Source organism: Neobacillus vireti, from assembly GCF_001026695.1.
Taxonomy (GTDB): Bacteria; Bacillota; Bacilli; order Bacillales; family Cytobacillaceae; genus Neobacillus; species Neobacillus vireti.
Map to the genome: position 1 here is coordinate 1 of NZ_LDNB01000011.1, position 21,806 is coordinate 21,806.

Here is a 21,806-nt window from a genome sequence, read left to right on the forward strand (position 1 = left end):
TGACAATTATGGTCATAGATTTCCGGAATTATTCGTGTCAACTATTATGGGCGCAATTCACTGTCACCACCCGATATATGTCGAGAATTGTAGAATCAGAGTATTTTAGCAGCGTTCGCTCAAAAGGCTTCCACTTAGGTAAGTTAAGTCCTGGTCCCTGTCACCACCCGATATATGTCGAGAATTGTAAAATCAGAGAATTCCCTGCTCTACCCATTTACAGGGGAATAGCTATCCGGCTCTCTCTACAAGTTGAAGTAATTCTCCATTAGGTCCTTCGAAAAAAATTGTTTTTGCACCATCGATAGCAACATTAGGAGAGCTATTAATGAAAATTAATCCTTTTCTAGTAAAATACTTAATTGAGTCTTCCATATTGTCAACCGCGAAAGCTAGATGGTTTACTATTCCTTTAGGTGAATATTTAGTGTGCTGTTCTAAGTCACGAATTAATTCAATCTCGAAGCTTGGATTGTTTTCAAGATAAATAAAGGTCATCTCTCTTCTCTCATTACTCCCCCTTTCCCTAACCTTAAAACCCAAAATATTTGAATAATAATTTATGGATTCCTCCATGTTTTTTACAATAATAGCTGTATGTTCAATTTTCTTTATCATATAAAATACTTCCTTCCTATATTATCTTTTCATTCTATTCTATCACTAGTGTTCAAATATGGTGTCATAATATTCAGACCAATTACTTTTACCTATTTCCCTTGTCTTTTTATGATCGGTCATTTTAAGTGCAATGTGGCCCTAGACTTGCTTGATTGTGCAAAGAGTATTCGAAGTTTCATTTAAATATGCATTTTTTCAAAAAAAGTAGAACAAAATATTCAAAATATATTGACAATTTTATTTGGCTTTAGTATATTAAAAAAAATCAATATATCTGTCAGACAGGTATCCCATGTCTGATATCACTCTGTAAATGGATTGAAGGTGAAATAATGACAAAACGAGTAAGCACAATTGTGACTGAGTTTATTTTAACGAATATAAAAGAAGGCAACTATAATATCGGTGATAAGCTACCATCTGAGAGAGAGTTAATGGAGTTATTGGAAGTTGGTAGATCTTCAGTAAGAGAATCCTTAAATACATTGGAAGATATGAATATTTTAGAGAAACGTATGGGTATAGGTGTGTTTGTTAAACAAACTCAAGTGCATAATTTGGTTGATACAAATGTTGTTTCTGCACTATTAGATGAAAAGGTCTCAAAAGATTTACTTGATTTTCGGTTAATGATTGAAGTAGGGGCATGCGCAAGGACTGCACTAATTGCAACCGAGGAAGACCTATTAAAAATGGAAAAAGCAATAAAAATGCATAAAGAAATAATACATCAAAACGGATCTTCACTAGAATCAGATTTGTTATTTCATCAATCCATTGTAGAGGGTGCAAGTAATAATGTTCTAAAGAATGTATACGAGTCAATATCGGACTTACTTATTTCGGTTAGAAAAGAGTTATTAAAATCAGAGGATAAAGAAAAAAGTTTGAGGTACCATGAAAAGATTTACTATGCAATTAAAATAAAGGACAGCGAAATGGCAGGGAAGTTAATGCGTGAACACTTACTTGACGTTGCAACTGACTATGATGAACTTATTAAGATGGACAAAGAGAGGTGAAACACACATGAGAATAAATCAATTTAGATATAGTTTCCCAATATTAGAGAATCAAGTATATCTTGCTACCTGCGCTCATGGAGCGCAAGCAACGCAGGTAAGAAATCGGTTAATCCGTTATCTCGATGATTGGAATGAGCATGGTCAATGTTGGAATCAGCAATGGAAAATTGAATACGAAATCCTAAAAACTAGGATGGCCGAACTATTGAACTGTGAAATCTCCGAATTGGCACACTCCTTCTCTGCCTCAGTTCTACTTGGCAGTTTAATCAGCTCCATGCCTTTTTCGAAAGAAAGGAAAAAAATTGTTACAACAGATATTGAATTTGCAGGTATTGGACAACAGTGGATAGCACAAAGAGACCTAGAAAATATTGAGGTGGTATTCCTTCGAAGCAATGAAGAAAACGAAATAAGTATTAATCAGTTTGAGGAAGCCATTGATGAAACAACTCTCTTAGTTTCAGTCACCCATGTGAATTATGAGAATGGTTGTAAGCTGGATATCGAACCAATCATTGAAGTTGCGCATAAAAAAGGGGCAATGGTTTTAGTGGACTCATATCAAGCAGTTGGTGTAGAGCCTATTGATGTCAAAGCTTTAAATGTTGATTTTTGGATTGGGGGTTGCTCTAAGTACCTATTAGGTACTCCTGGTTCTGTTTTTTTATATGCTAAAAGGGAAATTTCGGATCGGTTGAATCCTTCTATAATTGGGTGGCATTCTCAAGAAGAGCCTAATTTTTTTCACCCAGAATATTCTTTGAGATTTGCGAGTGGAACACAACGTTTTGAATCAGGGACAAGAGCTGTTCCTTGTATATATGCATCCAATGCAGGTATCAATCTTATTTTAAATGTTGGATTGGAAGCGATTACAAAACGAGTTCAAACTTTAACTACGTATTTTATAGAAGAAACTAGAAAATTAGGTTTAAATGTTAGAACACCTCTTAATCCATTAAAAAGGGGTCCTATGGTTGCTATTGAGTTTCAGGATCCATTGAAAACTGAGAATGATTTAAGACAGAAAAATATTATCTCAGCTGCTCGAGGAAGGGGCGTACGATTTGCTTTTCACGGATATAACAACGAAGGAGATATCGAAAAAACCATAGAAGTATTAAAAACCTTGATTTAGGAGGAATTTATGAATTATTCGGTTAAGCTTAGCAGTATAACTCCTTCAGCTACTAGTACATTAAATACTCTTACAAAGGAATTAATAAAAGAAGGAAAATCGATTATTAATTTATCGATTGGTGAACCAGATTTTGAGACTCCTGATTATATAAAGGAGGCAGCAAAGAAGGCAATAGACGAAGGAATTACTAGATATACAGAGAATCAAGGTTTTTTTCAATTACGAAAATCTATTTCCGATAAATTAAAAAGAGATAATCATATGGCGTATAGCCCTTATGAAATCGTGGTTAGTAATGGCGCAAAACACTCATTATACAATATTTTTCAAGCGCTGCTTAATCCAGGCGATGAGGTAATTATACAAAGCCCGTATTGGGTTAGTTATCCGGAGATGATTAAACTTGCAGCCGGGAACCCTGTCATTATAAAAACAAATACAATAAATCAATTTAAAATGAAACCTGAACAAATTAGAGAAGTTATAACCCCTAAAACAAAAATAATCCTCCTAAATTCTCCATCAAATCCGACTGGTAGTGTATACAGCAAAGAAGAATTAATGGAAATTGGTAACATTGCAATTAAACATGACTTGTATATAGTTTCAGACGAAATTTATGAAAAATTAATATTTGATGACAAACATACTAGTATTGCTTCACTTTCGAATGAATTATTCAACCGTACTATTACCGTTAATGGAGTATCGAAGGCATATGCTATGACCGGTTGGAGAATTGGATATATTGCCACAACTAGAGATCTAGCAAACACCATTACATCTTTTCAAAGTCACTCGACATCAAATCCATCATCCATTTCACAAATGGCAGCTATAGCTGCGCTTGAAGGACCTGAATCTTCTGTTATCCAAATGAAGGAAAGGTACAAAAAAAGAAGGGACTTAATGTGTGAACTTATCAATGACATAATGGATACCAGGCTGTGTGTACCAAAAGGTGCCTTTTACATATTCCCTGATATATCCGGATGGTTAAAACCCTTAGGGAAACAAAGCTGTGTGGAGGTTGCACAATGGTTACTTGAAGAATGCGGGGTAGCTGCAATACCAGGTGCTGCCTTTGGAAGTCCAGGTTATATTCGATTCTCTTTCGCTACATCTGAAGAGAACATTCAGAGAGCATTTGCATCCATTAAAGAAAAAATTGAAAAAAATAATAGGAAAAGGAGTTGCAGGAGTATTGACCCGTATTGATTTAGTTATAAAGAATGGAACCATTGTTAGAAGTGATGGAGTATTCCAGGTAAATATACATGTGAATAATGGTAAGATTGTTGCCTTGACCGACTATTCTTATGTACCACCTTGTGATGAACTGATTGATGCTCAAGGCCTGTATGTCATGACAGGCGTAATTGAACCGCATCTTCATTTACGAGATCCTTCAATCAATGAACGGGAAGACTTTGAATCGGGAACAAAGGCTTGTGCAGCAGGTGGAATTACATCTATTGTTGAACACCCAATTTCGAATCCATCGGTTCACAACGTGGATAATCTAAAAAATAGAATTGAAGCAGTAAAACATAAAGCGGTAGTAGACTACGGCTTTTATGGTGGAGCCGGGTTTGACAACTTAGATGAAATGGAAAGTTTGGCAGAAGCAGGAATTATGGGATTTAAGACATTTTTACCCGCTTCACCCCCAGGCCGAGAAAGTGAATTTAAAGGGTTAAACGCAAAGGACGATGGATATTTATACCGAATACTGGAGAACGCAGCAAAAACAGATATCCCGGCTCTTTTTCACTTAGAAGATAATACTCTATTAAATCTATTTGAAGGAAGAATAAAGGCAAAGGGCCGCTTAGATCCAATGGCTCATATTGATTCTAGACCGGAAATTTGTGAGATTGTAGCAGTGGCAAAATTACTAGCCATGGCTGAGGATACGGGCGCTAAGGTTCAACTTGTACATATGAGTACAGATCGAGCTGTAGCTTTAGCTAAATACTATAGAACCCTGGGAGTTTCCATCAGTATTGAAACCTGTCCACAATATCTAGTATTAGATTCTAGTGATATGGATAGGTGTGGTGCATTTGCTAAAATGAATCCTCCTCTACGTTCAAAGAAAACCCAAGAAAGACTTTGGAAATATGTTTTAGACGGCACCATTGACATGGTTGTTAGTGACCATTCACCGTTTTTATTAGAAGAAAAAGAGAGAGGCAACGAGAATATTTTTGATTGCCCCCCAGGTCATCCTGGTTTGGATACGTTACTGCCTCTAATGCTTAATGAGGTATCCAAAGGGAAACTAAGATTAGAACAACTTTCGGCTTTGATGGCAGAAAACGTTGCTCGAATTTACCGAATGAAACAAAAAGGAAAAATTGAAATTGGAAAAGATGCTGATTTTGTTTTTATCGATATGAATCAGGAATGGGTTATAAGGGCACAGGATATGTATACAAAATCAAAGGGGACTGCAAAGCTATTCGAAGGCTTTGTTATCAAAGGGAAGCCTGTTAGAACAATTTTGCGTGGAACAACCATTATGAAAAATGGTGAAGTTATGGGAAAACCAGGGGAAGGGAAATTGCTGACACCTTCTAAATAAAAACAATAAGGGGAGGATTTACAATGACTACAAAATTAACTGGAGTATGTACCATTACCTTAACACCCTTTGACGACTGCGGAAATATAGATGAAGCTAGCCTAAGAAAGCTGACCAACTTTTATATTGATTCAGGGGTTCACGGAATGACCATTCTAGGAATCATGGGTGAATCACATAAGCTTACCGAAAATGAAAGATTAAGAGTAACAGACATTGTCATGGAAGAAACAAAAGGAAGAGTACCGGTAGTGGTCGGCTGTACTTCACGAGGAACAAATGTATGTGCAATGCTTGCGAAAAGGGCGGAAGAAGCAGGAGCAGCAGCAGTTATGATTGCTGCACCAGCCGGATTGAAGAATGAAGACATGCTTTTTAGGCATTATGAAGAAATAGCGAAACAAATTTCAATTCCTATCGTTATCCAAGATGAACCTGTTACAACAGGAGTCATTATGTCACCCAAATTTTTGGCCAAATTAAATAAAGAAATTCCTAATTGCCAATATGTAAAGCTTGAAGAGGCTCCTACTACCGTTAAAACGTCAAAAATCCTTGAGCTAACTGGGGATAACTTGGGAATCTTTGGCGGTCTTGGTGGAATGTACTTCTATGAAGAATTAGATCGTGGTGCCATTGGAATTATGACTGGTTTTGCGTACCCTGAGGTTCTCGTTAAAACGTTTGAAAAGTTCTCAAACGGAGATAAGTCTGGGGCTAGAGACTACTTTTATCACTATTTACCACTAATTCGTTTTGAAGCCCAATTAGGTATTGGCGGTGTGACCATTCGTAAAGAAATTTTTAAAATGAGAGATGCCATAAAATCAGCGCATGTTCGTTTTCCTGGTGCGGCAGTGGATGATAGGACACTTGATGAGGTTAAAGAATTAATTAACTACGTGGGTTTAACGACTGTAAGCAGTTAGTTATCTACGCTATTTTTAAAATAATTTCGAATAAAGGAGATTCCTTCAAATGGATTTAGGTCTTAATGGTAAGGTGGCATTTGTTGCCGCAGCAAGCAAAGGGCTAGGAAAAGCAACGGCACTCGCATTAGCAGAAGAAGGCGCAAATGTTATGATTTCAAGTCGGAATGTAGAAGAACTCATGAAAACTGTGGCGGAAATAAGAGAAGTAGCAAAAGGGAAAATAGACTATGTCGTGTGTGATATAACAAATGAAAATGAGATTAAACAAGCTATATCAAGGACACTTTCAGAATTTGGCACTATTGATATTTTAATCAATAATGCAGGTGGGCCCCCAGCTGGTGACTTTGAAAAACTTTCAGATGAGAATTGGTATCGGGCATTTGAATTGAACCTATTAAGTTATATTCGTTTTATTAGAGAAGTGCTGCCGATTATGAAAGAAAAAAGATATGGAAAAATCATTAACTTTGCATCATCATCTGTTAAACAGCCTATTCCTAACTTACTTCTTTCGAATACTTTTAGAGCTGGTGTATTAGGATTATCAAAATCCCTTTCCATTGAGTTTGGTGAATATAACATTCTCGTAAACACTGTCTCTCCTGGAAGGATTTTTACTGAAAGAATCGAAGAACTCGACAAAATTAAGGCTAAGAAACTTGGTATCTCAGTGGAGCAGGTTAGACTACAGTCTGAAAATGCGATTCCGCTTGGCAGATATGGAAAAACAGAGGAATACGGCAGGGTAGTAGCGTTTTTAGCGTCAGATGTAGCTTCTTATATGAATGGTTCTTCTCTCTTAATTGATGGAGGTATGGTAAAGGCTTTATAGAATGAATAATAGGAGGAGTCTCAATGGGAAAAGTAAAATCTAAAAGTTTAATTGTTTTTATGATTACTATTGTATTTCTAATTCTTGCTGCGTGTGGTGGCGGTCAATCCTCTCAAGAAGTTTCAAATTCTGATGGAAAGAAATCAAAAGGTGAGAACAAAAGAGTAATTCGAGTAGGGCTAAATGTAGGATATGTTCCGTGGGAATTTAAGGAGGGAAATAATCTGGTTGGGGTTGAGGTTGATATCATCTCTGAAGCCATTAAGCGTTTGGATAAAGAACCTGAATGGATTGCAACTCCTTGGACCGGACTGTTTGCTGGTCTATTGGCACAAAAGTTTGAGGTAGCTGCAGCAGGAATTACAATTAAACCAGACCGTATAAAAGAAATGGATTTTACTTCCCCTTATTATGATTCTGATCAATCACTAACCACAAAAACTGGTTCGGGAATAGAAAGTATGGAAGATATGAAGGGGAAAGTGATTGGTGTAGAAAGTGGCACAACAGGCGACCAATGGGTTCAAGATCACAAAGACGAATATAAATTTAGTGAAATAAAACTCTATAATAGCCTTCAGGATGCCATGATGGATTTAGAAGCTGGACGTATTGATGGGGAAGTATCCGATATTCCTGCATCACTATATTACACAAAGGATAAAGAAAAACTAAAAGTTGTAGAAAGAATAATAACTAATGAGAAATACGGTTTAGCCTTTAGGAAAGGTGACACTCTTGGTGTGGAGTTTAATAGAGTAATGGATGAAATGAAAAAGGATGGAACTATGGCAAAAATTTATGAAAAGTGGTTTGGAGAAGCTCCTTCTGAAGATAGTTCAACCGTAACAATTCTTCCGGTACCAGAATGATTGAAAATTGAGATAAGGGATTTTTCCCCTTATCTCGACTATTAGGGGGATCTAGATAGATGGATGAATTGATACATGCCTTTTTTAACTGGCCAATACTAAAAGAGTCAATGCCACTTCTGATACAGGGCCTATGGGTAACAATTAAATTATCATTCTTCAGCATTGTATTTGGGATTATTTTAGGACTTATCTTAGCGGTTTTACGAACATTGAATGTTAAACTTCTGAATTTTTTTATTGTCATATACTTAGATTTTATGAGGGCTATGCCATTACTTGTATTATTAGTATTTGTTTACTACGCACTTCCATATTTAGGAATAACCCTAAAACCATATCCAGCAGGGATTTTAACCTTTACTATGATTAGTTCAGCATACGTTGCGGAAATTTTCCGGAGTGGGATAGAAGCAACTCCTAAAGGACAAATGGAAGCTGCAAGAAGTATTGGGATGAATTATTTCCAAGCAATGCGGTTTATTATATTACCCCAAGCGTTAAAAATCGTTATTCCGCCGTTAACGAATAATTCAATCAATGTGTTAAAGGATACTTCCCTTGCGTCTGTTATTGCCCTTCCAGAGTTATTAAAGCAAGCTCAACAGATACAAGCCTGGAAAGCCAATCCAACGCCATTAATTGGTGCTACGCTTTTATATCTCTTGCTATTAATCCCTCTGGTAAAGCTGGCTAACAAACTTGAGAAGAGGATGAGTCCAAAATGATTCAAGTCAAAAACTTACAAAAGAAATTTAAAGATATAGAAGTTTTAAATGGCCTAAATTTTGGGGTAAGCTCAGGTGAAGTAGTCGTCATTATTGGACCGAGTGGCTCAGGTAAAAGTACTACGTTAAGATGCTTAAATCGTTTAGAAGAACCGAGTGGTGGTCATATATATATTGAAGGAAAAGATATCATGGACCCAAAGGCGAACTTGAATAAGATGAGGACGAATTTAGGTATGGTTTTCCAATCCTTTAATGTTTTTCCGAATATGAAAGTGATAGATAATGTAACAATTGGACTAATTCAAGTTAAGAAAACAAATAAACTAGAAGCCATTAAGATTGCTGAAGAAATGCTAATTAAAGTAGGTATGATTGAAAAAAGAGATAGTTATCCTGATTCGCTATCTGGTGGACAAATGCAACGTGTCGCAATTGCAAGAGCATTGGCAATGCAGCCTAAAATAATGTTATTTGATGAGCCAACATCAGCACTTGATCCCGAAATGGTAGATGGTGTCTTAAATATTATGAAGAAACTAGCAAGTGAAGGTATGACCATGGTCATAGTGACACATGAGATGGGTTTTGCAAGAGATGTTGCTGATAGGGTAATATTTATGGATAACGGCTTTATTGTGGAAGAGGGTCCTCCATCACAGATGTTTTCATCCCCACAACATGAGCGAACGAAGAGTTTCTTAGAAAAAGTGTTATAGAGGGTGATAGCATGATAGGGTTCATCACAATCGGACAAACCCCAAGGGATGATCTTTTACTGCCTTATCAAGAAATTTTAGAATTGATAGATTACCAAATGGTTGGAATATTGGATGACATGAAAAAGGAGGATATACCACCTAGTGAAGGCAAGTATCCTCTCATTACAAAACTTTCCAATGGGGATTTTATTCATGTTGAGAAAGATTATTTGGAGAAAAAAATGGAGTATGCAATTTTTCGTTTAGAAGAACACGATGTAAAGGCTATCGTCCTGCTGTGTGCCGGGGATTTTGAGGTTCATTCCAAAATACCTATTCTCCAGCCTAATCGGCTTACTTCGTTCTATTTGAGACAATTTACAAAGAAAACAACACTTGGGATTGTTATTCCTATCGATAATCAAAAAAATGCAACACATAATAAATGGGCTAAATACGGATTTAATAGTCATACACTAACTATCCCTATGGATGCTATATCGCTAACTGTTGAACAATGGAATGACTGGAATGAGAACGAATCATTTGACACCATTCTTTTTGATTGTACTGGTTATTCTCCCAATGTAATAAATAAAGCTAAAAGAATAACAAAGAAAAGAGTCTTTGGAACTGACGAACTTATACAATCAACTTTAAAGACTTTATTGTATTTATAGTTTGTTTGAAGTTGAGATCATTGAGCCTGAATAAATATTGTTCGCATACTTATTAATCAACTGTCCACCACCCGATATATGTCGAGAATTGTAGAATCAGAGAATTAATGTATGGGTTTTTCAAATGGCTTCTACTTAGATAATTTTAAAAGGAAGCCCGGTGCCTGTCATGCCATGATATTTGTAGAAGATAGATGAATGAATTTAAAAATCAGTTAAAATCCTGTTGAAAGGGGAATCAAAGTAAGAGCTTTGCCCAGCTCTTACTTCTTCAATTTAGTGAGACTTAGATCCAATAAAAAACGTGTAATTCATACCAATTGGTTGAATTACACGCTTTTTTTTCCAGAATCTATCTTTCTCTAGAGTCGAATGTGAAATTTTATTATTCTCTTGGAGTGAAAGTCGTTGAGCGATTAATATATTCCATTTTAAACACGACATCTTTTTTTCTAATTTGTTTTCCTGTAAGCATGTCCATCAGTATAGAAGTGGCTTTTTTCCCAATACCTAGTAGATCTACATGAACAGTTGATAAAGATGGTGTTATATATTCTAAAATAGGGTCATCATCTACACCAACTACTGATATATCTTTAGGTACCGTAGACTTTACCGCTTGTTTTGTTCCATCCGTATCATCAGGGCGTACACACGGGAATGGGGACTCTTCTAAGTAACTGCCTACTACAACAATGGGTAGGTCAATACTTGCCTTTCCTCGTTTAGGTGTTAGGCACCATCCAATTAGTCCTGAACCTGGATTTTCTATAGTGTAATCAATCGGATTATAAAGTGATAGCTTAAATATTTGTTGTTACATTATATTACATAATGTATGATTTATGTAACAGGTGGTGAAAAAAATGAGCGAACAATATTCTACCGTCCGAATTGATAAAGAAAGCAAAGAGAAATTAGAAGAAATTGCAGAACAAATTAGTTTTGGTTTTGGTATTAAGGTATCCAAAGCAGCAGCTCTTAAAATGATTATTGACGATGCTTATGAAAGTCAGGTTTCTTTACCACGAAAAATGTATGAGAGAATGCAAATAGAAAATAAAGTGAAATAGGAGAAATAATAGGGCAGAACTCACCGGAACAAGGATGGAAACTAGAGATAAAGAGGGGAATGAGCTTTTTGAAAATAAGGTCTATTAATCAAACTAATATTAATCGATTACAAAGTGCATTTTATGATTATTTATTAGATAATGACGTATTTTTTACTGAGATTGGGCTGATTGAAGAAGATGATAAACTGGTCTTAGTGTTTAAACTCAATGAAAAATTATCTGTTTTTAAATTTGATTAAGAAAAATGCATCGGCCTCGAAATAGATGTCATTGTACAAGAAATTATTGATCCAATGCTGCCACGATTAAAACAGGAAGAAAAATAAAGAGGGAGAGGTGAATAAATTTACCTTCTCTTTTAATGTTTCTTATTATTTTACTTTGTTTAATAGTTCTTATTGCGGTGCCTCTCACCATCCAAATTTTATAGAAGATTGATAGATTTTTAGGATAGTGTGCTGCAAAGAAACGATGCCGGGCACTATCTAAGATACCATCCAGAGGTTTTCCTTTGGGGGTACTGATGTTTAAACTATCCGCACAAAATATAACTAATTGCCAGTTCTCGACATGCTTTTTAGCGATTTGATGGTTTAAATATAGCAATAGTGCCCGCTTAAGTCACTTTCAATCAAACGTTTATTTAACTGACAAAATTTTTAGCAGCCAAAGTAGTTGAGTCCCTAAATAGCGGGTTTCGCGACAATTTAATTAAACGTTTGATTTGTTTTTCAGAAGGGGATTTTATCGAGGAATGTCATTCATTGAGGGCATATGGTAATCATGCTGGACAGGATTCAGACAATAAACCAATTTTTGCTAATTTTTTTCAAATTATAGCGGGAAATCGTTGATCTCACTGGCTTCTGCAGCCATTTAAATAAACGTTTGATTAAGTGACAAAATTTTTGCCCGCTTAACAGCAATAATCCTTATGTGTCACGATTTCTAGCGAATTTAAATAAACGTTTGTATGGTTTAACCCATTGAGAAAATTGGTGAATGAACACAAATTTGTGGGGGGCTACATTTTTTTAACTGACGTTTGTGAATTCCGCTTCCACTGTCACCGCCCTGATTTTGACGGAAAAAAAAGGGTCAGTCCGCCGCCGCTTAATGCATCGGGGGACTGACTCCAAATTTAATCATTTAGTGCTTGGGTTTAGTAATAGTTTTTTTGCCTTTTTTACAGCTTCATTAGGATTACGCCCATATTCAATAACCATTCTGTTACCAGAGCGTGCCATGACCTTAATCCCTTTGATTTTGCTTTTATGGATGTAAAAAACACGATACAATATTCCATCCTCTTCATAATCGTATCCCGTCGGAGCTTTCATTCATTCACGACCTTTCCGATGATACTGAATAAATTCTTCAATATCATGAAAAACCCTTGTGAATATTTTGTTAACGATGTTGCTGATCTATTACTTGTATCACCGGTATAGTCTAAATACGATCTACAATGATTCTCATGCCTTTTTATCATTTATTATTTTCATATTTACGAAGATAAATATCTAAGAATCCTCTTTCTTCTATTTCTTTTAAAAGTTCATAACCATTCATATCTAATTCGTGTGCAATTTTTACTAATAGAGGTAAACTGGGTAGGTTTTTGTCTGTTTCAATATTGCTTATAGCTTTTCTGGTTATGTTGCAGTTAAATGCAAGTTCATCTTGGTTTACTCTTTTAGCACGTCTTTTCTGTTCTATTAGCATTCCTACCGTCGCTATTTTATGATTTACCATGGTTACACATCACCTTTTACCTCATTACATAATGAGGTAAGGGAATGCGCCACGTAGTTAACTACCCGTAAGTTGCGTATAGGAAAAGATTTTGATTAAAGTTAAATTTCGGAGTTACTTTTATTTTATCTAACAGTCTATTGGGCACCTCCTGATATGTATGAAAATTTGGAATGATTTTGGTTGGCATCCATGAGAAAATGAAATAGTTTAATCCGGAGTTTGAACCATTTCTAAACTTTCTTCAATTTCCCTGACGAATTCTGAAACTTCCATTTCAAATGCTTTGGCCAATTTAATGATCGTCTCAAAACTTGGTTCAGTGATATTCCTTTCACATTTACTGATCGATATTGAACTCAATGAGCTGCGTTCAGCCAACTCCGCTTGCGTAATCTTATGGATTACTCTTTTTTCTTTTATAACTTTTCCTATGAAAATCCTAGGCTGCATAAGGAAATCCTCCCTTTTTAAGTCCATTAGATAATAAAAAATACTTCCTCTCCACGTAACAAACTACCCAATATCCATTGTTCATAAATATGTCGAAAATAATGATGTGAAGGGAAAAAGGAATGCCTTAAATTTTGTATGTGACAATGCGAACGTCCATCTAATCAAACAAAAAGAAGAAGATTGGTGCACTTACTCCTTTTCACGTGGATGGAGTATAGGCACCAATCTTCCGCTACATTCTTATCCCTCTAGTAGTAATTCACTATTTCCCTTACAAGTTCAGAAGGTTTCATCTCAAGACCGGCTGCAAGTAAGAAGATGATTGTGAGCTTTGGCTGTTTGACATTCCTTTCAAGCATACTAATGTATGGACGATTGATACTGCATAGACTGGATAATTGCTGCTGCGTTAGGTTTTTATCATTTCTTAAACGTTTTAATGCTTCTCCGATATATGGGATATGTTGAATTTTCCAAGTAAATTCTCCTTTTTTGCCATTCTGAGCTATACGCCTTCTTTCGTTTTATAACTTTAATATTTGGTGATTTATTGAACGACTCATAGATTTATGTATGTATCCGATATACTAAGCTATGGAGCCAAAGTTGTATTTGCCGTTTTTCGACTTAATGAGAGTATTCCTATTTTTCGGTACGATGAAGAAATCTAATGTATTTGGATGGTTTCCTCTTTGGGTTGAAGTCCGCTTCAATTGATATGCTGTCTGCAGCTTGGTGTTAAAAAAACTTAGTTTCGAATCGATTATAATGGAAACTCCATTGCTAAGCTCGACTTCTGTTTTGTAGCCTCTGCTTTTTGTGTCTACAATATGGTCGGGATTAAACCAGATACAATCTTCCTTTTTGGGTGACTTATTCGGAAATAAGCAAATGCCTTTGTAGGGATTAACCATAACAGGGCACATTTTTTTATCACCGATGATTTCTTTGGCACCGACAATGGCACCATTTAAATCATACCCTATGTATTTCAACGTATCATCCAATAGTTGGACTGGTGTCCGATCTACTAAAATAGTTTCTTTGCCAATCATAACTCGTGCACAAAGCTTCCCATGTTTGTTGTATTCACCTGTCATTAAAATCACATTAACATCGACTAAATAAAATTGGTTCATACACAATACTTTCATCTCCTCTAAGAATCTTCATCGAATAACGTCCATTTGAATCGCTAACATTTCTTTGGGTAAGACTTGGCTAAGGGCTGCAATACCAATTACATGATCTTCACCTCTTTGCTACATGTTTCCGACCTGGGGTTAAAAGCTCTTCTAATGAGTTCAGTTATTGGAGTTAAAAAAACATAGGAGCGCTTACTTCTACTATTATTAAATTACAAATAGCATTCGTTTTCGATAAACTGCAGTAAACAAAATCCGTCAAATATTGACAAATTTGTTAACGTTGGCAAGCGGGGTGTCCTTTTGCTTTGTTATCTTTTGGTGGCATCTTTCGACATATTTTTTAACCATTTGGATTATGAAATTCAGGATTGGAGTGGTTCGTGTTCATTACCAATCAAACGTTTAATTAAAAGCAGAAATACAGAGAATTGATAGAATAGTGTAAGTTCGCGTGAATTCGGTAATATTTTGCAAATTAGCGGGTTATTATCTGGAAATTTCCCTGGCAATTCTCGACAGTTTTCTTTTCAGATGTTCAGGTTAAATTCTTATAAATCAATACCTCGCTGCTGTTTTAATCAAACGATTGATTAGAATAACCTAAAAGGAATTTCGCCGAAAGGATATCGATTGGTGAAAAGAGTGGCTCAATTCTATGAGTTACCTAAATTTAATGACACCATTCGGCAGCCTTTTCATGGATTGGGACGGGGAAAGCCTTATCTATCAGGAATATCCTATGTTTTAATTAAAGTTTGTTTGATAGGGAAGTAGGAGAGGATGGTCGAGGAATGTCTGGTTGTGGGAATGTTTTAGATGAAGGTTAGCGGAAGAACGGGACTGAGCTTAAATTGATAGGAAAACTGACCATAAATGCAAAAAACGGCTTCAAAAATCACTTTTGAAGGCCAAAATCAGCTTTTTGGTTAAAAAAACGCGATCAAAAGTGATTTTGAGCAGTTCGATTCTTTCTGTAAAACCCGCTATCGTAGAGGTGCCGGAAGCGGCAACTAGCGGTGAAAGGGTGGCGCAAAATGATGAATTTGAAATCAGGCAGTGTTGAGGGGTTTGAACAGTTTTCCCAATTTGAAAGTTTGAAAGAGTTTAATCATCATATGGAAATGTGGTTGCTGGAGCATAAGACCGATTTTTCAAAAGGGGAGCTGGTCGGATTAAAACGGCTGGTTCGTTTTGCTGCGAAAATCCCTGGCGTATGCAATGCCAAGATCGGCACGGTCTTAAAAGCGATTCATGATGAATACAACGATAACGGTATTTCCCGTTCTACGTTTAAACGGATGATTGGGAAGGCGAAAGATTTAGGGATTTTCGCTGTCTATGAAACCGAACGGAAAAATGGTTCGCAGTCCAGCAATCTTTATGTATTTAATCGTTTTCCTGTAAGTGAACCACCCAAAAAGGAAACATTGAACCCCCTAAATAAAACTACTAATCTTTTAAAAACTGAAAAAGATCAAAAGATAAAAAAACGTAAAGAAGAACCGTCTGAATTGGATCACACCTTTGTGAGCAACCGAGTTCCTAAGGACTTTGTCCAATTTGTTAAATGCTTTTTCGATGATGCCAAATTAATCGAAGACTATTGGCGGATGGTTCATATCATCTCGTTTGACTATAAACTCCACGAAGAAACGGATGTCATCGTCGGTATCGCCATCGATGCCTTCAGACAATTAATCAGAAAACTGAAATTCACAAAAGTAGTCAGAAAGCCGATTGCCTACTTTTATGGGATTTTAAAAGAGAAGTTTTATCGGTATTATGATGAATGGATATATGAAATGAGCGATGAAGATCAACCCCGTCTTTATACTATTAATGGAGAAACCTTTGAGTGGGATTGGTTGCACGGGGGAAGCCCGAGGATGGTGGGACAGGCTCCCTGCCTTGGTAAACTTTGATACACAGGCACCGATAATTTAAAGGGCTATAAGTGACCGAAGTCGGAGAAATTGTCCAATTTGGGTAGCTTATAAGGGCTATAAGCTACCGGAGCCAGGGGAATTTTTCAAGTAGGGTAGCTTAATGTCGTTTTTCAACAAGTTTCTTTCACTTTGGGCAGAGAAAATCCCCATTTAATCAGGTTTGCAGCGGATTTAATTAAACGCTTAATTGGTGTTGAGATCTAGTAGTCAGAACAAATTGGGAGACAAGTTTTTTCCCTGTTCCATGAATGAAAGCTTGATATACCAGGGATTCCAGCAAATTTAATTAAACGTTTAATTAGTTTTTTCAGTAGAGGGATCTGGTAGGAATTTGCCTGTTTAGGAAGGATAATGTCGAAAAGGCTAGAAATTTGATGTTTTAAAAAAGTCCTTCGTCAATTTTTTAAAAGGTAAGAGTGCACAAAGCTTTATCTATCAAGGTTAAGGGCATTTTTAATCAAACGTTTGATGGGTATTTTATGTGGGGAAATGGGTCGAGATTTGTTTGCGGTGACGGTAAAGGGGCAGTTAGGCGGGGCGGTTTTGGAGAGGGCAAGGTACTTACCAAGCCACCCTGCACCGCTATGAGCAGAGTGGTCCACCCTTCAACGCAGCGAAATGGCTGGATTATGATCTTGCATTCATCCGATTGGGCAGTTCCTGTATGGACTGGACCACTGCAGCTAGCTTGGATTCAATCCGATAGAGCAGATAGAGGGTCACCACAATCGGGAAACCGACCTGGCTGATGAATGAAATGATTTCTTCCACGGGTATTCGCTCCTTTCTATATTAAATCGGATAGAAAGAAAAGGCCGGCAGCATCAATGCGAAACCGGCCTCTTCCATATTAAATAAGTTCGTAATCCGTTACATTACGTTCGATGATTCTCGCGCCTTTTACAGCTGCCAACTTACCGCTAGCCTTGTGAAAACTCCCGCTGCAATGATCTGCTCCATCGATATTTTCACTAGATCTTCATTAATCGGCTCTTTTGGATTATCGACTGAAATGCTTGCCGTCTTGCCAAATTCTGTGCCGAATTGTAATTCCAATGTTTTTGCCATTTCCTTCACCTCCAATCATTAAAATTCCACCAAGCTGGCCCATTAAGCTAAAATCTCCGTACTGTCATTGCGTTCCACTTTATTTAGCGTGTCTTTGCAAAGGACAGAGATTGCATGTGCAGCTTGATATAGCTGGTCAACCGTTGCTTCCTTCTTCACATTGCTAAATGTTTTAGCCTTGTAAAGTGGATTTCCTTCGTCATCCATCCCCGCTTCAAATACCAAGCGAAGCTTCGTTCCTAGTAATAATGCCGTTGCCATTGTTACAACCTCCTTTCACCTTCTATTTATGGTTTTTGAGGTGAAAGGACAGGGTGGAAGAGGATAATTTTGTTAGTCTATTTATTTTAGAAGGAAAGATCAGTAACGGAAGCATCACCTATGTTGATGATACGGAGACAGCTTTAGACGGTGCCAATGTTTGCTTTTTTTACCGAATACTTCGGGGTCAAACCCCCACCCAGCTAAAGCTTAAAGCAGTAAAGTGTGAATGATAAACGGAGAGTTTGTCTCTCTGTTTTTTCTTCAATTTGCTAAAAATAAATTCCAGTGCCTAGAAAGGGATTAACAAATTTCGAAATAAGACGCTAGAAACATTGTTGCTGCTAAGGAACTATTTGTATAATTGATAATAGGAAAAAGGGAATTTCTAAGAGAAAAGCTGGTGGTTATTTTGAGTTTTGAAGAATTACGTATGAGAAGACGGGCGCTAAGTGAACAGTCTGAAAAAACCCTTGAGAATATGGAGTTGATTGCAGCAGAGTCGAAAAGGGTCGCCAATCTTGCCCAAAGCTCCCAAATACTTATCGATAATTTGGAAAAGGAATTTGAGTCGCAGACGGGACTTAATGGCAGGGATATCGGTTTTTTGTTTTTTGCAACGGCTTTACAATGTTTAAGACAATATCTATTAACAGGGTTTGAGGAGCGCCTGACTGATGATAAGGCAGCTAGGATAGTGAAAGGGAATGCTGTTAAGGAATCCAGCAATCGCCTGCATAAGTGGTATTGGCCATCTTTTGAGGAAATTAGTTTGAATCCTGTTCCGTATGATGCTCAATTCGGCAGTCCTAATTTTGGCTTAGGACTTAGCGGGAAATCCCATCGTTTCAAAACTCTGGGACACGATCCGCTTCTTGGCTGGGTCTTTGGGACATCGAATATTGTGACAAGTACATTGACTGCATGGGATCTAAGTTCTTACCATATTAAAACAGGGATAACCGCACGAGGGGATTCTCGAGATAAAATTACCAATCGGGCCGATACATCCAAAGTATTTTATTATACTAAAGAGCGCTTGCTTAATGATGGAATCGAAGGGAAAATAGCTGTCGGTACGGCATTAATAAAACAATGGACCCACCTTAAATCTGATGAGTATTCAAAGGCGGGGATACCTGTTCCGATTATCAATACCGTTTCTCCTAATATGGCACAGAAATTGGCTGAATATGGGGTGGATATTGGTAATATTAAAACGGTAGGGAAGCAGGCTTCAATGGCCATCTTAATTAATACGATGATTGCCATGATTCATGGGCTGTTTTTTGATCAGACAAAATACAATTCCTGGTCGGTTTATGAAGTGAAAACTAGAAAAATATTAAGCTATTCTAATGCAATTGCCTCAGCTAGCAATGTCATTTATGTTGCAGCAAGTGCTTATGCCGGTAATGCAGAGGCGGTGCGAAAGTTAGATATTGGCGGTTTAATTGTCACGATTTACCGATTAGTTTCCGATATCAATTTTATCAACCAGGTCAAAGAGGAGTTTATTTTTGGTGGATTTAACAAATTAATTCAAGGGGAAGACTAACAATATTAAGGAGAGATTCTGAATGGGTTTTAAGAGATTTCTAAAGAAGTCGCTAATTCCGGGGTATGACATTTATGATATTACAAAGAAAATAAAGGACAACGGATTATCTGAAGGCATAAAGGAAAGATTCAGGGAAGATTTGGAGGATACTCCGGTTATCAGCCAAGTATATCAGGCAGGGAAGTATGAAGGGAAAAAGGAAGGCTATGTTCAAGCATCTTTCGAATATGAGAAAAAACTAATAAAACAGGCAGATACTTTTTTGAAACAGAAAAAGAACTTTGAATCGGAAAGAATGGAATATGAACAGCTTTTGGATGAATACGAGAATTATATCACTGAAATGAGTAATCGAAATGACTTATCCGCTGAACAGAATCGTTATCTCCAAGAAATGATTCTGGTGGAGAGTGAACTAAAAAGGGCCATGTAAGGAATTCAGGTGTCAGACCCTCAATTAGCTAAAGTTAAAGCAGTAAATTGTAAAAGATAAAAGGAAAGAAAATAAGCAGCAAAATGACAAAAAGTATGAGCAGCTTGTAGCTCTTACTTTTTTGAAGTAGTGGCGCCCAAGGAAGTGTTAGATTAGGGGGGAATAATCTCCGTATAGCCAACCTGGATTAAAGGAAAATTCCTTCTGAAAAAGTTCTGGTACCATAAAATTTCGGTGCACTGTCACTTCCCGAATTTTGCCGCAGATTGATAGATTTTTAGGATAATATGCTAAAAAGAAACAGAGTGCCAGGCGCTATCCAAGGTACCATCTAGAGGTTCTCCTTTGGGTGATATTGATGATTAATTAATCCGCACAAAATATAACTACTTGCCAGTTCTCGATATACTTTTTAGCGGTTTGAAGGTTTAAATATAGCAATAGTGCACGCTTTAGCCACTTTCAATCAAACGTTTGATTTATTTTTCTGATGGGGATTGTATCGAGTGGTGTCATTTCTTTAAGAGACAAGGAAATCATGCTGGACCTGATTCAGAAAATAAACCAACATTCGCTAATTTTTTTCAAATAATGGCGGGAAATCGTTTATCTTACTGGTTTCCACAGCCATTTAAATAAACGTTTGTTTAAGTGACAAAATTTTTGTCCGCTTAACCGCAATAATCCCTATGGGTTGCGGTTTTTAGCCAATTTAAATAAACGTTTGTATAGTTCTAGCCAATGCGAAAGTTGGTGAAAGAACACAAACTTTAAGGTTATCCATTTTTTTCAGCTAACGTTTGCGAATCCCAAATTAATGGCGATGGTGCCTGGCGCCATCCAGTTCTTTAGAACGTTAAATCATCATCTTGGAAGACTGATATACTGTAGTTCTTGTTTTCAATAATGACTGCAAAGTCCCATTTTGATGATCGGGAAAATCTTTAAGATTGTTTTCCCTAACAAAAACTGATTTTAAATTATCGACGTTTATTCCGCATTTGCTTGTATGAATGATCCCTTTATAATACCATTCAAGCCGACTTACTATATAATCGGCTGACTTTCCTTTCAGAATCCCAGTGCTGTCACCGCCCGAAAACTTTACTTGAAATATTGTTTTTCGCGGCTATTTGCCTCCACTTTTCCATGTAAATCACCCATCTAAAAAAGTCCTTTTGAGGATTTGAACCTCAACTAAATATAAAAACCTATATGTGCTCCCGATTACACTAAAAGGACACGATAATAGTTTATATTTGAGCGTCTACCATTTCCTTAAAGAGAAAATGAGATTAAATGTCGGCAGATTTAAAAATTATACTATGCCACTGCACGAGAAAGGATAAACTCTCAATATGAATAAAAAACCGAACATCCTAACCCTTCACTCGGTCCGGCTGGACGTGTCATGTTGTGGCATGACAACAGCGTTTTAATTATAAGGATCAACCACAAATCACCTTACGGGTTTTTATGCGTTACCTGTTCCCGGGAAGGAGGCAGTATGGCTCTCACAGACAAGCGAATTATCCGCACCTCTCGCCAGCCTCTTCGTGCACTGAACTCCCCTATATTCAGAGGTACCACCAATAAAAAAAGCACCCCGATGGATGCTTATTCATACCCCATTCTTATATCATTTAATTCAGGATTGTCTACAACTCTAACATTTTCAATATAATCCCATTTTACTAGAAAATAATGTTTTATTTTTTCAATGTAGATTTTATCCAGCTTATTACCTTCACTATCTGCAATAATCTCCTCTTTGTAATTCCACTCTACCCATATTCCTATATTATCAACATCCATTAATTTTACAAGGTACAAATTATCTTCCTCTTTGTTGAAATAAAGACCCAAAGAATTGTTTTTAGGGAAATCATTAATTAATTCTATTACTAAATAATGACCGATGTATTTTTCAAGTAACATTTGAATTCTCCTTTAATCTATTTTAATATACAATTCGAC

Annotated in this window: 27 protein-coding genes; 15 read left to right on the forward strand and 12 right to left on the reverse strand. The window is 36.7% G+C overall.

Annotated features, from left to right (window positions below):
• Window positions 1-231 precede the first annotated feature (231 nt).
• Window positions 232-618 (reverse strand): VOC family protein, encoded by a 387-nt coding sequence (locus tag AA980_RS12785; RefSeq protein ID WP_024031236.1) that lies wholly within the window; start codon window positions 616-618, stop codon window positions 232-234.
• Window positions 619-953: 335 nt separating this feature from the next.
• Here AA980_RS12785 and AA980_RS12790 point away from each other — a divergent pair, with 335 nt between their 5' ends.
• Genes AA980_RS12790 through AA980_RS12835 form a run of 10 tightly spaced genes read left to right on the forward strand, consistent with a single transcriptional unit; the run spans window position 954 to window position 10,125 of the window.
• Window positions 954-1,643 (forward strand): FadR/GntR family transcriptional regulator, encoded by a 690-nt coding sequence (locus AA980_RS12790; protein WP_024031237.1) that lies wholly within the window; start codon window positions 954-956, stop codon window positions 1,641-1,643.
• Window positions 1,644-1,650: 7 nt separating this feature from the next.
• Window positions 1,651-2,787: an aminotransferase class V-fold PLP-dependent enzyme gene (locus AA980_RS12795; protein WP_024031238.1), complete on the forward strand. Its 1,137-nt coding sequence runs from the start codon at window positions 1,651-1,653 to the stop codon at window positions 2,785-2,787.
• A 9-nt stretch (window positions 2,788-2,796) separates the two neighbouring features.
• Window positions 2,797-4,008 carry a pyridoxal phosphate-dependent aminotransferase gene (locus AA980_RS12800; protein ID WP_024031239.1) on the forward strand — a complete coding sequence of 404 codons (1,212 nt, stop codon included), beginning with the start codon at window positions 2,797-2,799 and terminating at the stop codon, window positions 4,006-4,008.
• Window positions 3,995-5,377, forward strand: coding sequence for an allantoinase AllB (allB, locus tag AA980_RS12805; RefSeq protein WP_024031240.1), 1,383 nt, complete (start codon window positions 3,995-3,997; stop codon window positions 5,375-5,377). Before AA980_RS12800 ends, allB begins: the two co-directional genes overlap by 14 nt.
• Window positions 5,378-5,400: 23 nt before the next feature.
• On the forward strand, window positions 5,401-6,306 hold the full coding sequence (locus tag AA980_RS12810; RefSeq protein ID WP_024031241.1) for a dihydrodipicolinate synthase family protein: 906 nt from the start codon (window positions 5,401-5,403) through the stop codon (window positions 6,304-6,306).
• A gap of 49 nt (window positions 6,307-6,355) precedes the next feature.
• Window positions 6,356-7,144, forward strand: a complete 789-nt coding sequence (locus AA980_RS12815; RefSeq protein WP_024031242.1) for an SDR family oxidoreductase — start codon at window positions 6,356-6,358, stop codon at window positions 7,142-7,144.
• Between the two features lie 23 nt (window positions 7,145-7,167).
• Complete coding sequence (locus AA980_RS12820; protein ID WP_024031243.1) at window positions 7,168-8,016, forward strand: ABC transporter substrate-binding protein; 849 nt, start codon at window positions 7,168-7,170, stop codon at window positions 8,014-8,016.
• A gap of 59 nt (window positions 8,017-8,075) precedes the next feature.
• Window positions 8,076-8,744, forward strand: coding sequence for an amino acid ABC transporter permease (locus AA980_RS12825; RefSeq protein ID WP_024031244.1), 669 nt, complete (start codon window positions 8,076-8,078; stop codon window positions 8,742-8,744).
• Window positions 8,741-9,463: an amino acid ABC transporter ATP-binding protein gene (locus AA980_RS12830; RefSeq protein WP_024031245.1), complete on the forward strand. Its 723-nt coding sequence runs from the start codon at window positions 8,741-8,743 to the stop codon at window positions 9,461-9,463. Before AA980_RS12825 ends, AA980_RS12830 begins: the two co-directional genes overlap by 4 nt.
• An 11-nt stretch (window positions 9,464-9,474) precedes the next feature.
• Window positions 9,475-10,125 (forward strand): AroM family protein, encoded by a 651-nt coding sequence (locus AA980_RS12835; RefSeq protein ID WP_024031246.1) that lies wholly within the window; start codon window positions 9,475-9,477, stop codon window positions 10,123-10,125.
• A 385-nt stretch (window positions 10,126-10,510) separates the two neighbouring features.
• Here the strand turns inward: AA980_RS12835 and AA980_RS28030 are convergent, their stop codons facing one another.
• Window positions 10,511-10,936, reverse strand: a complete 426-nt coding sequence (locus AA980_RS28030; protein ID WP_082195731.1) for a substrate-binding domain-containing protein — start codon at window positions 10,934-10,936, stop codon at window positions 10,511-10,513.
• A gap of 55 nt (window positions 10,937-10,991) precedes the next feature.
• Between AA980_RS28030 and AA980_RS12840 the strand changes: the two genes are divergently transcribed.
• Both AA980_RS12840 and AA980_RS27255 read left to right on the forward strand, forming a co-directional pair.
• The gene (locus AA980_RS12840; protein ID WP_024031247.1) at window positions 10,992-11,198 is read left to right on the forward strand and encodes a hypothetical protein; all 207 of its coding nucleotides are present in this window, start codon (window positions 10,992-10,994) and stop codon (window positions 11,196-11,198) included.
• A gap of 68 nt (window positions 11,199-11,266) precedes the next feature.
• Window positions 11,267-11,440 carry a hypothetical protein gene (locus AA980_RS27255; RefSeq protein ID WP_156351219.1) on the forward strand — a complete coding sequence of 58 codons (174 nt, stop codon included), beginning with the start codon at window positions 11,267-11,269 and terminating at the stop codon, window positions 11,438-11,440.
• 43 nt (window positions 11,441-11,483) lie between these two features.
• On the opposite strand, the gene AA980_RS12845 is transcribed toward AA980_RS27255, so the two are convergent.
• The 6 genes from AA980_RS12845 to AA980_RS25820 form a co-directional block, all read right to left on the reverse strand.
• On the reverse strand, window positions 11,484-11,807 hold the full coding sequence (locus AA980_RS12845; RefSeq protein WP_024031248.1) for a hypothetical protein: 324 nt from the start codon (window positions 11,805-11,807) through the stop codon (window positions 11,484-11,486).
• A gap of 539 nt (window positions 11,808-12,346) precedes the next feature.
• Window positions 12,347-12,541, reverse strand: coding sequence for a hypothetical protein (locus tag AA980_RS12850; protein WP_024031249.1), 195 nt, complete (start codon window positions 12,539-12,541; stop codon window positions 12,347-12,349).
• Between the two features lie 148 nt (window positions 12,542-12,689).
• Complete coding sequence (locus AA980_RS12855) at window positions 12,690-12,956, reverse strand: helix-turn-helix domain-containing protein (RefSeq protein ID WP_024031250.1); 267 nt, start codon at window positions 12,954-12,956, stop codon at window positions 12,690-12,692.
• A gap of 210 nt (window positions 12,957-13,166) precedes the next feature.
• Window positions 13,167-13,409 (reverse strand): helix-turn-helix domain-containing protein, encoded by a 243-nt coding sequence (locus tag AA980_RS12860; RefSeq protein ID WP_024031251.1) that lies wholly within the window; start codon window positions 13,407-13,409, stop codon window positions 13,167-13,169.
• 251 nt (window positions 13,410-13,660) lie between these two features.
• Window positions 13,661-13,921 carry a helix-turn-helix domain-containing protein gene (locus AA980_RS28265; RefSeq protein ID WP_082195733.1) on the reverse strand — a complete coding sequence of 87 codons (261 nt, stop codon included), beginning with the start codon at window positions 13,919-13,921 and terminating at the stop codon, window positions 13,661-13,663.
• A gap of 78 nt (window positions 13,922-13,999) precedes the next feature.
• A complete protein-coding gene (locus AA980_RS25820) occupies window positions 14,000-14,551 on the reverse strand; it encodes a competence protein ComK (RefSeq protein ID WP_024031252.1) in 552 nt (183 codons plus the stop codon).
• Between the two features lie 1,043 nt (window positions 14,552-15,594).
• Between AA980_RS25820 and AA980_RS12870 the strand changes: the two genes are divergently transcribed.
• Window positions 15,595-16,482: a hypothetical protein gene (locus tag AA980_RS12870; protein WP_235815198.1), complete on the forward strand. Its 888-nt coding sequence runs from the start codon at window positions 15,595-15,597 to the stop codon at window positions 16,480-16,482.
• A gap of 651 nt (window positions 16,483-17,133) precedes the next feature.
• On the opposite strand, the gene AA980_RS26350 is transcribed toward AA980_RS12870, so the two are convergent.
• The 3 genes from AA980_RS26350 to AA980_RS12885 all read right to left on the reverse strand — a co-directional run bounded on the left by AA980_RS26350 (window position 17,134) and on the right by AA980_RS12885 (window position 17,835).
• Window positions 17,134-17,277 (reverse strand): YvrJ family protein, encoded by a 144-nt coding sequence (locus AA980_RS26350; protein ID WP_024031132.1) that lies wholly within the window; start codon window positions 17,275-17,277, stop codon window positions 17,134-17,136.
• A 129-nt stretch (window positions 17,278-17,406) separates the two neighbouring features.
• A complete protein-coding gene (locus tag AA980_RS12880; RefSeq protein ID WP_024031133.1) occupies window positions 17,407-17,574 on the reverse strand; it encodes a DUF2922 domain-containing protein in 168 nt (55 codons plus the stop codon).
• 42 nt (window positions 17,575-17,616) lie between these two features.
• Window positions 17,617-17,835 (reverse strand): DUF1659 domain-containing protein, encoded by a 219-nt coding sequence (locus tag AA980_RS12885; protein WP_024031134.1) that lies wholly within the window; start codon window positions 17,833-17,835, stop codon window positions 17,617-17,619.
• Window positions 17,836-18,238: 403 nt separating this feature from the next.
• Here AA980_RS12885 and AA980_RS12895 point away from each other — a divergent pair, with 403 nt between their 5' ends.
• Both AA980_RS12895 and AA980_RS12900 read left to right on the forward strand, forming a co-directional pair.
• Window positions 18,239-19,393, forward strand: a complete 1,155-nt coding sequence (locus tag AA980_RS12895; RefSeq protein ID WP_235815199.1) for a hypothetical protein — start codon at window positions 18,239-18,241, stop codon at window positions 19,391-19,393.
• Window positions 19,394-19,415: 22 nt separating this feature from the next.
• Window positions 19,416-19,829, forward strand: a complete 414-nt coding sequence (locus AA980_RS12900) for a hypothetical protein (protein ID WP_024031136.1) — start codon at window positions 19,416-19,418, stop codon at window positions 19,827-19,829.
• Between the two features lie 1,617 nt (window positions 19,830-21,446).
• On the opposite strand, the gene AA980_RS12905 is transcribed toward AA980_RS12900, so the two are convergent.
• Entirely contained in the window at window positions 21,447-21,767 is a 321-nt protein-coding gene (locus AA980_RS12905) for a hypothetical protein (protein WP_024031137.1), read from the reverse strand.
• Window positions 21,768-21,806 lie beyond the last annotated feature (39 nt).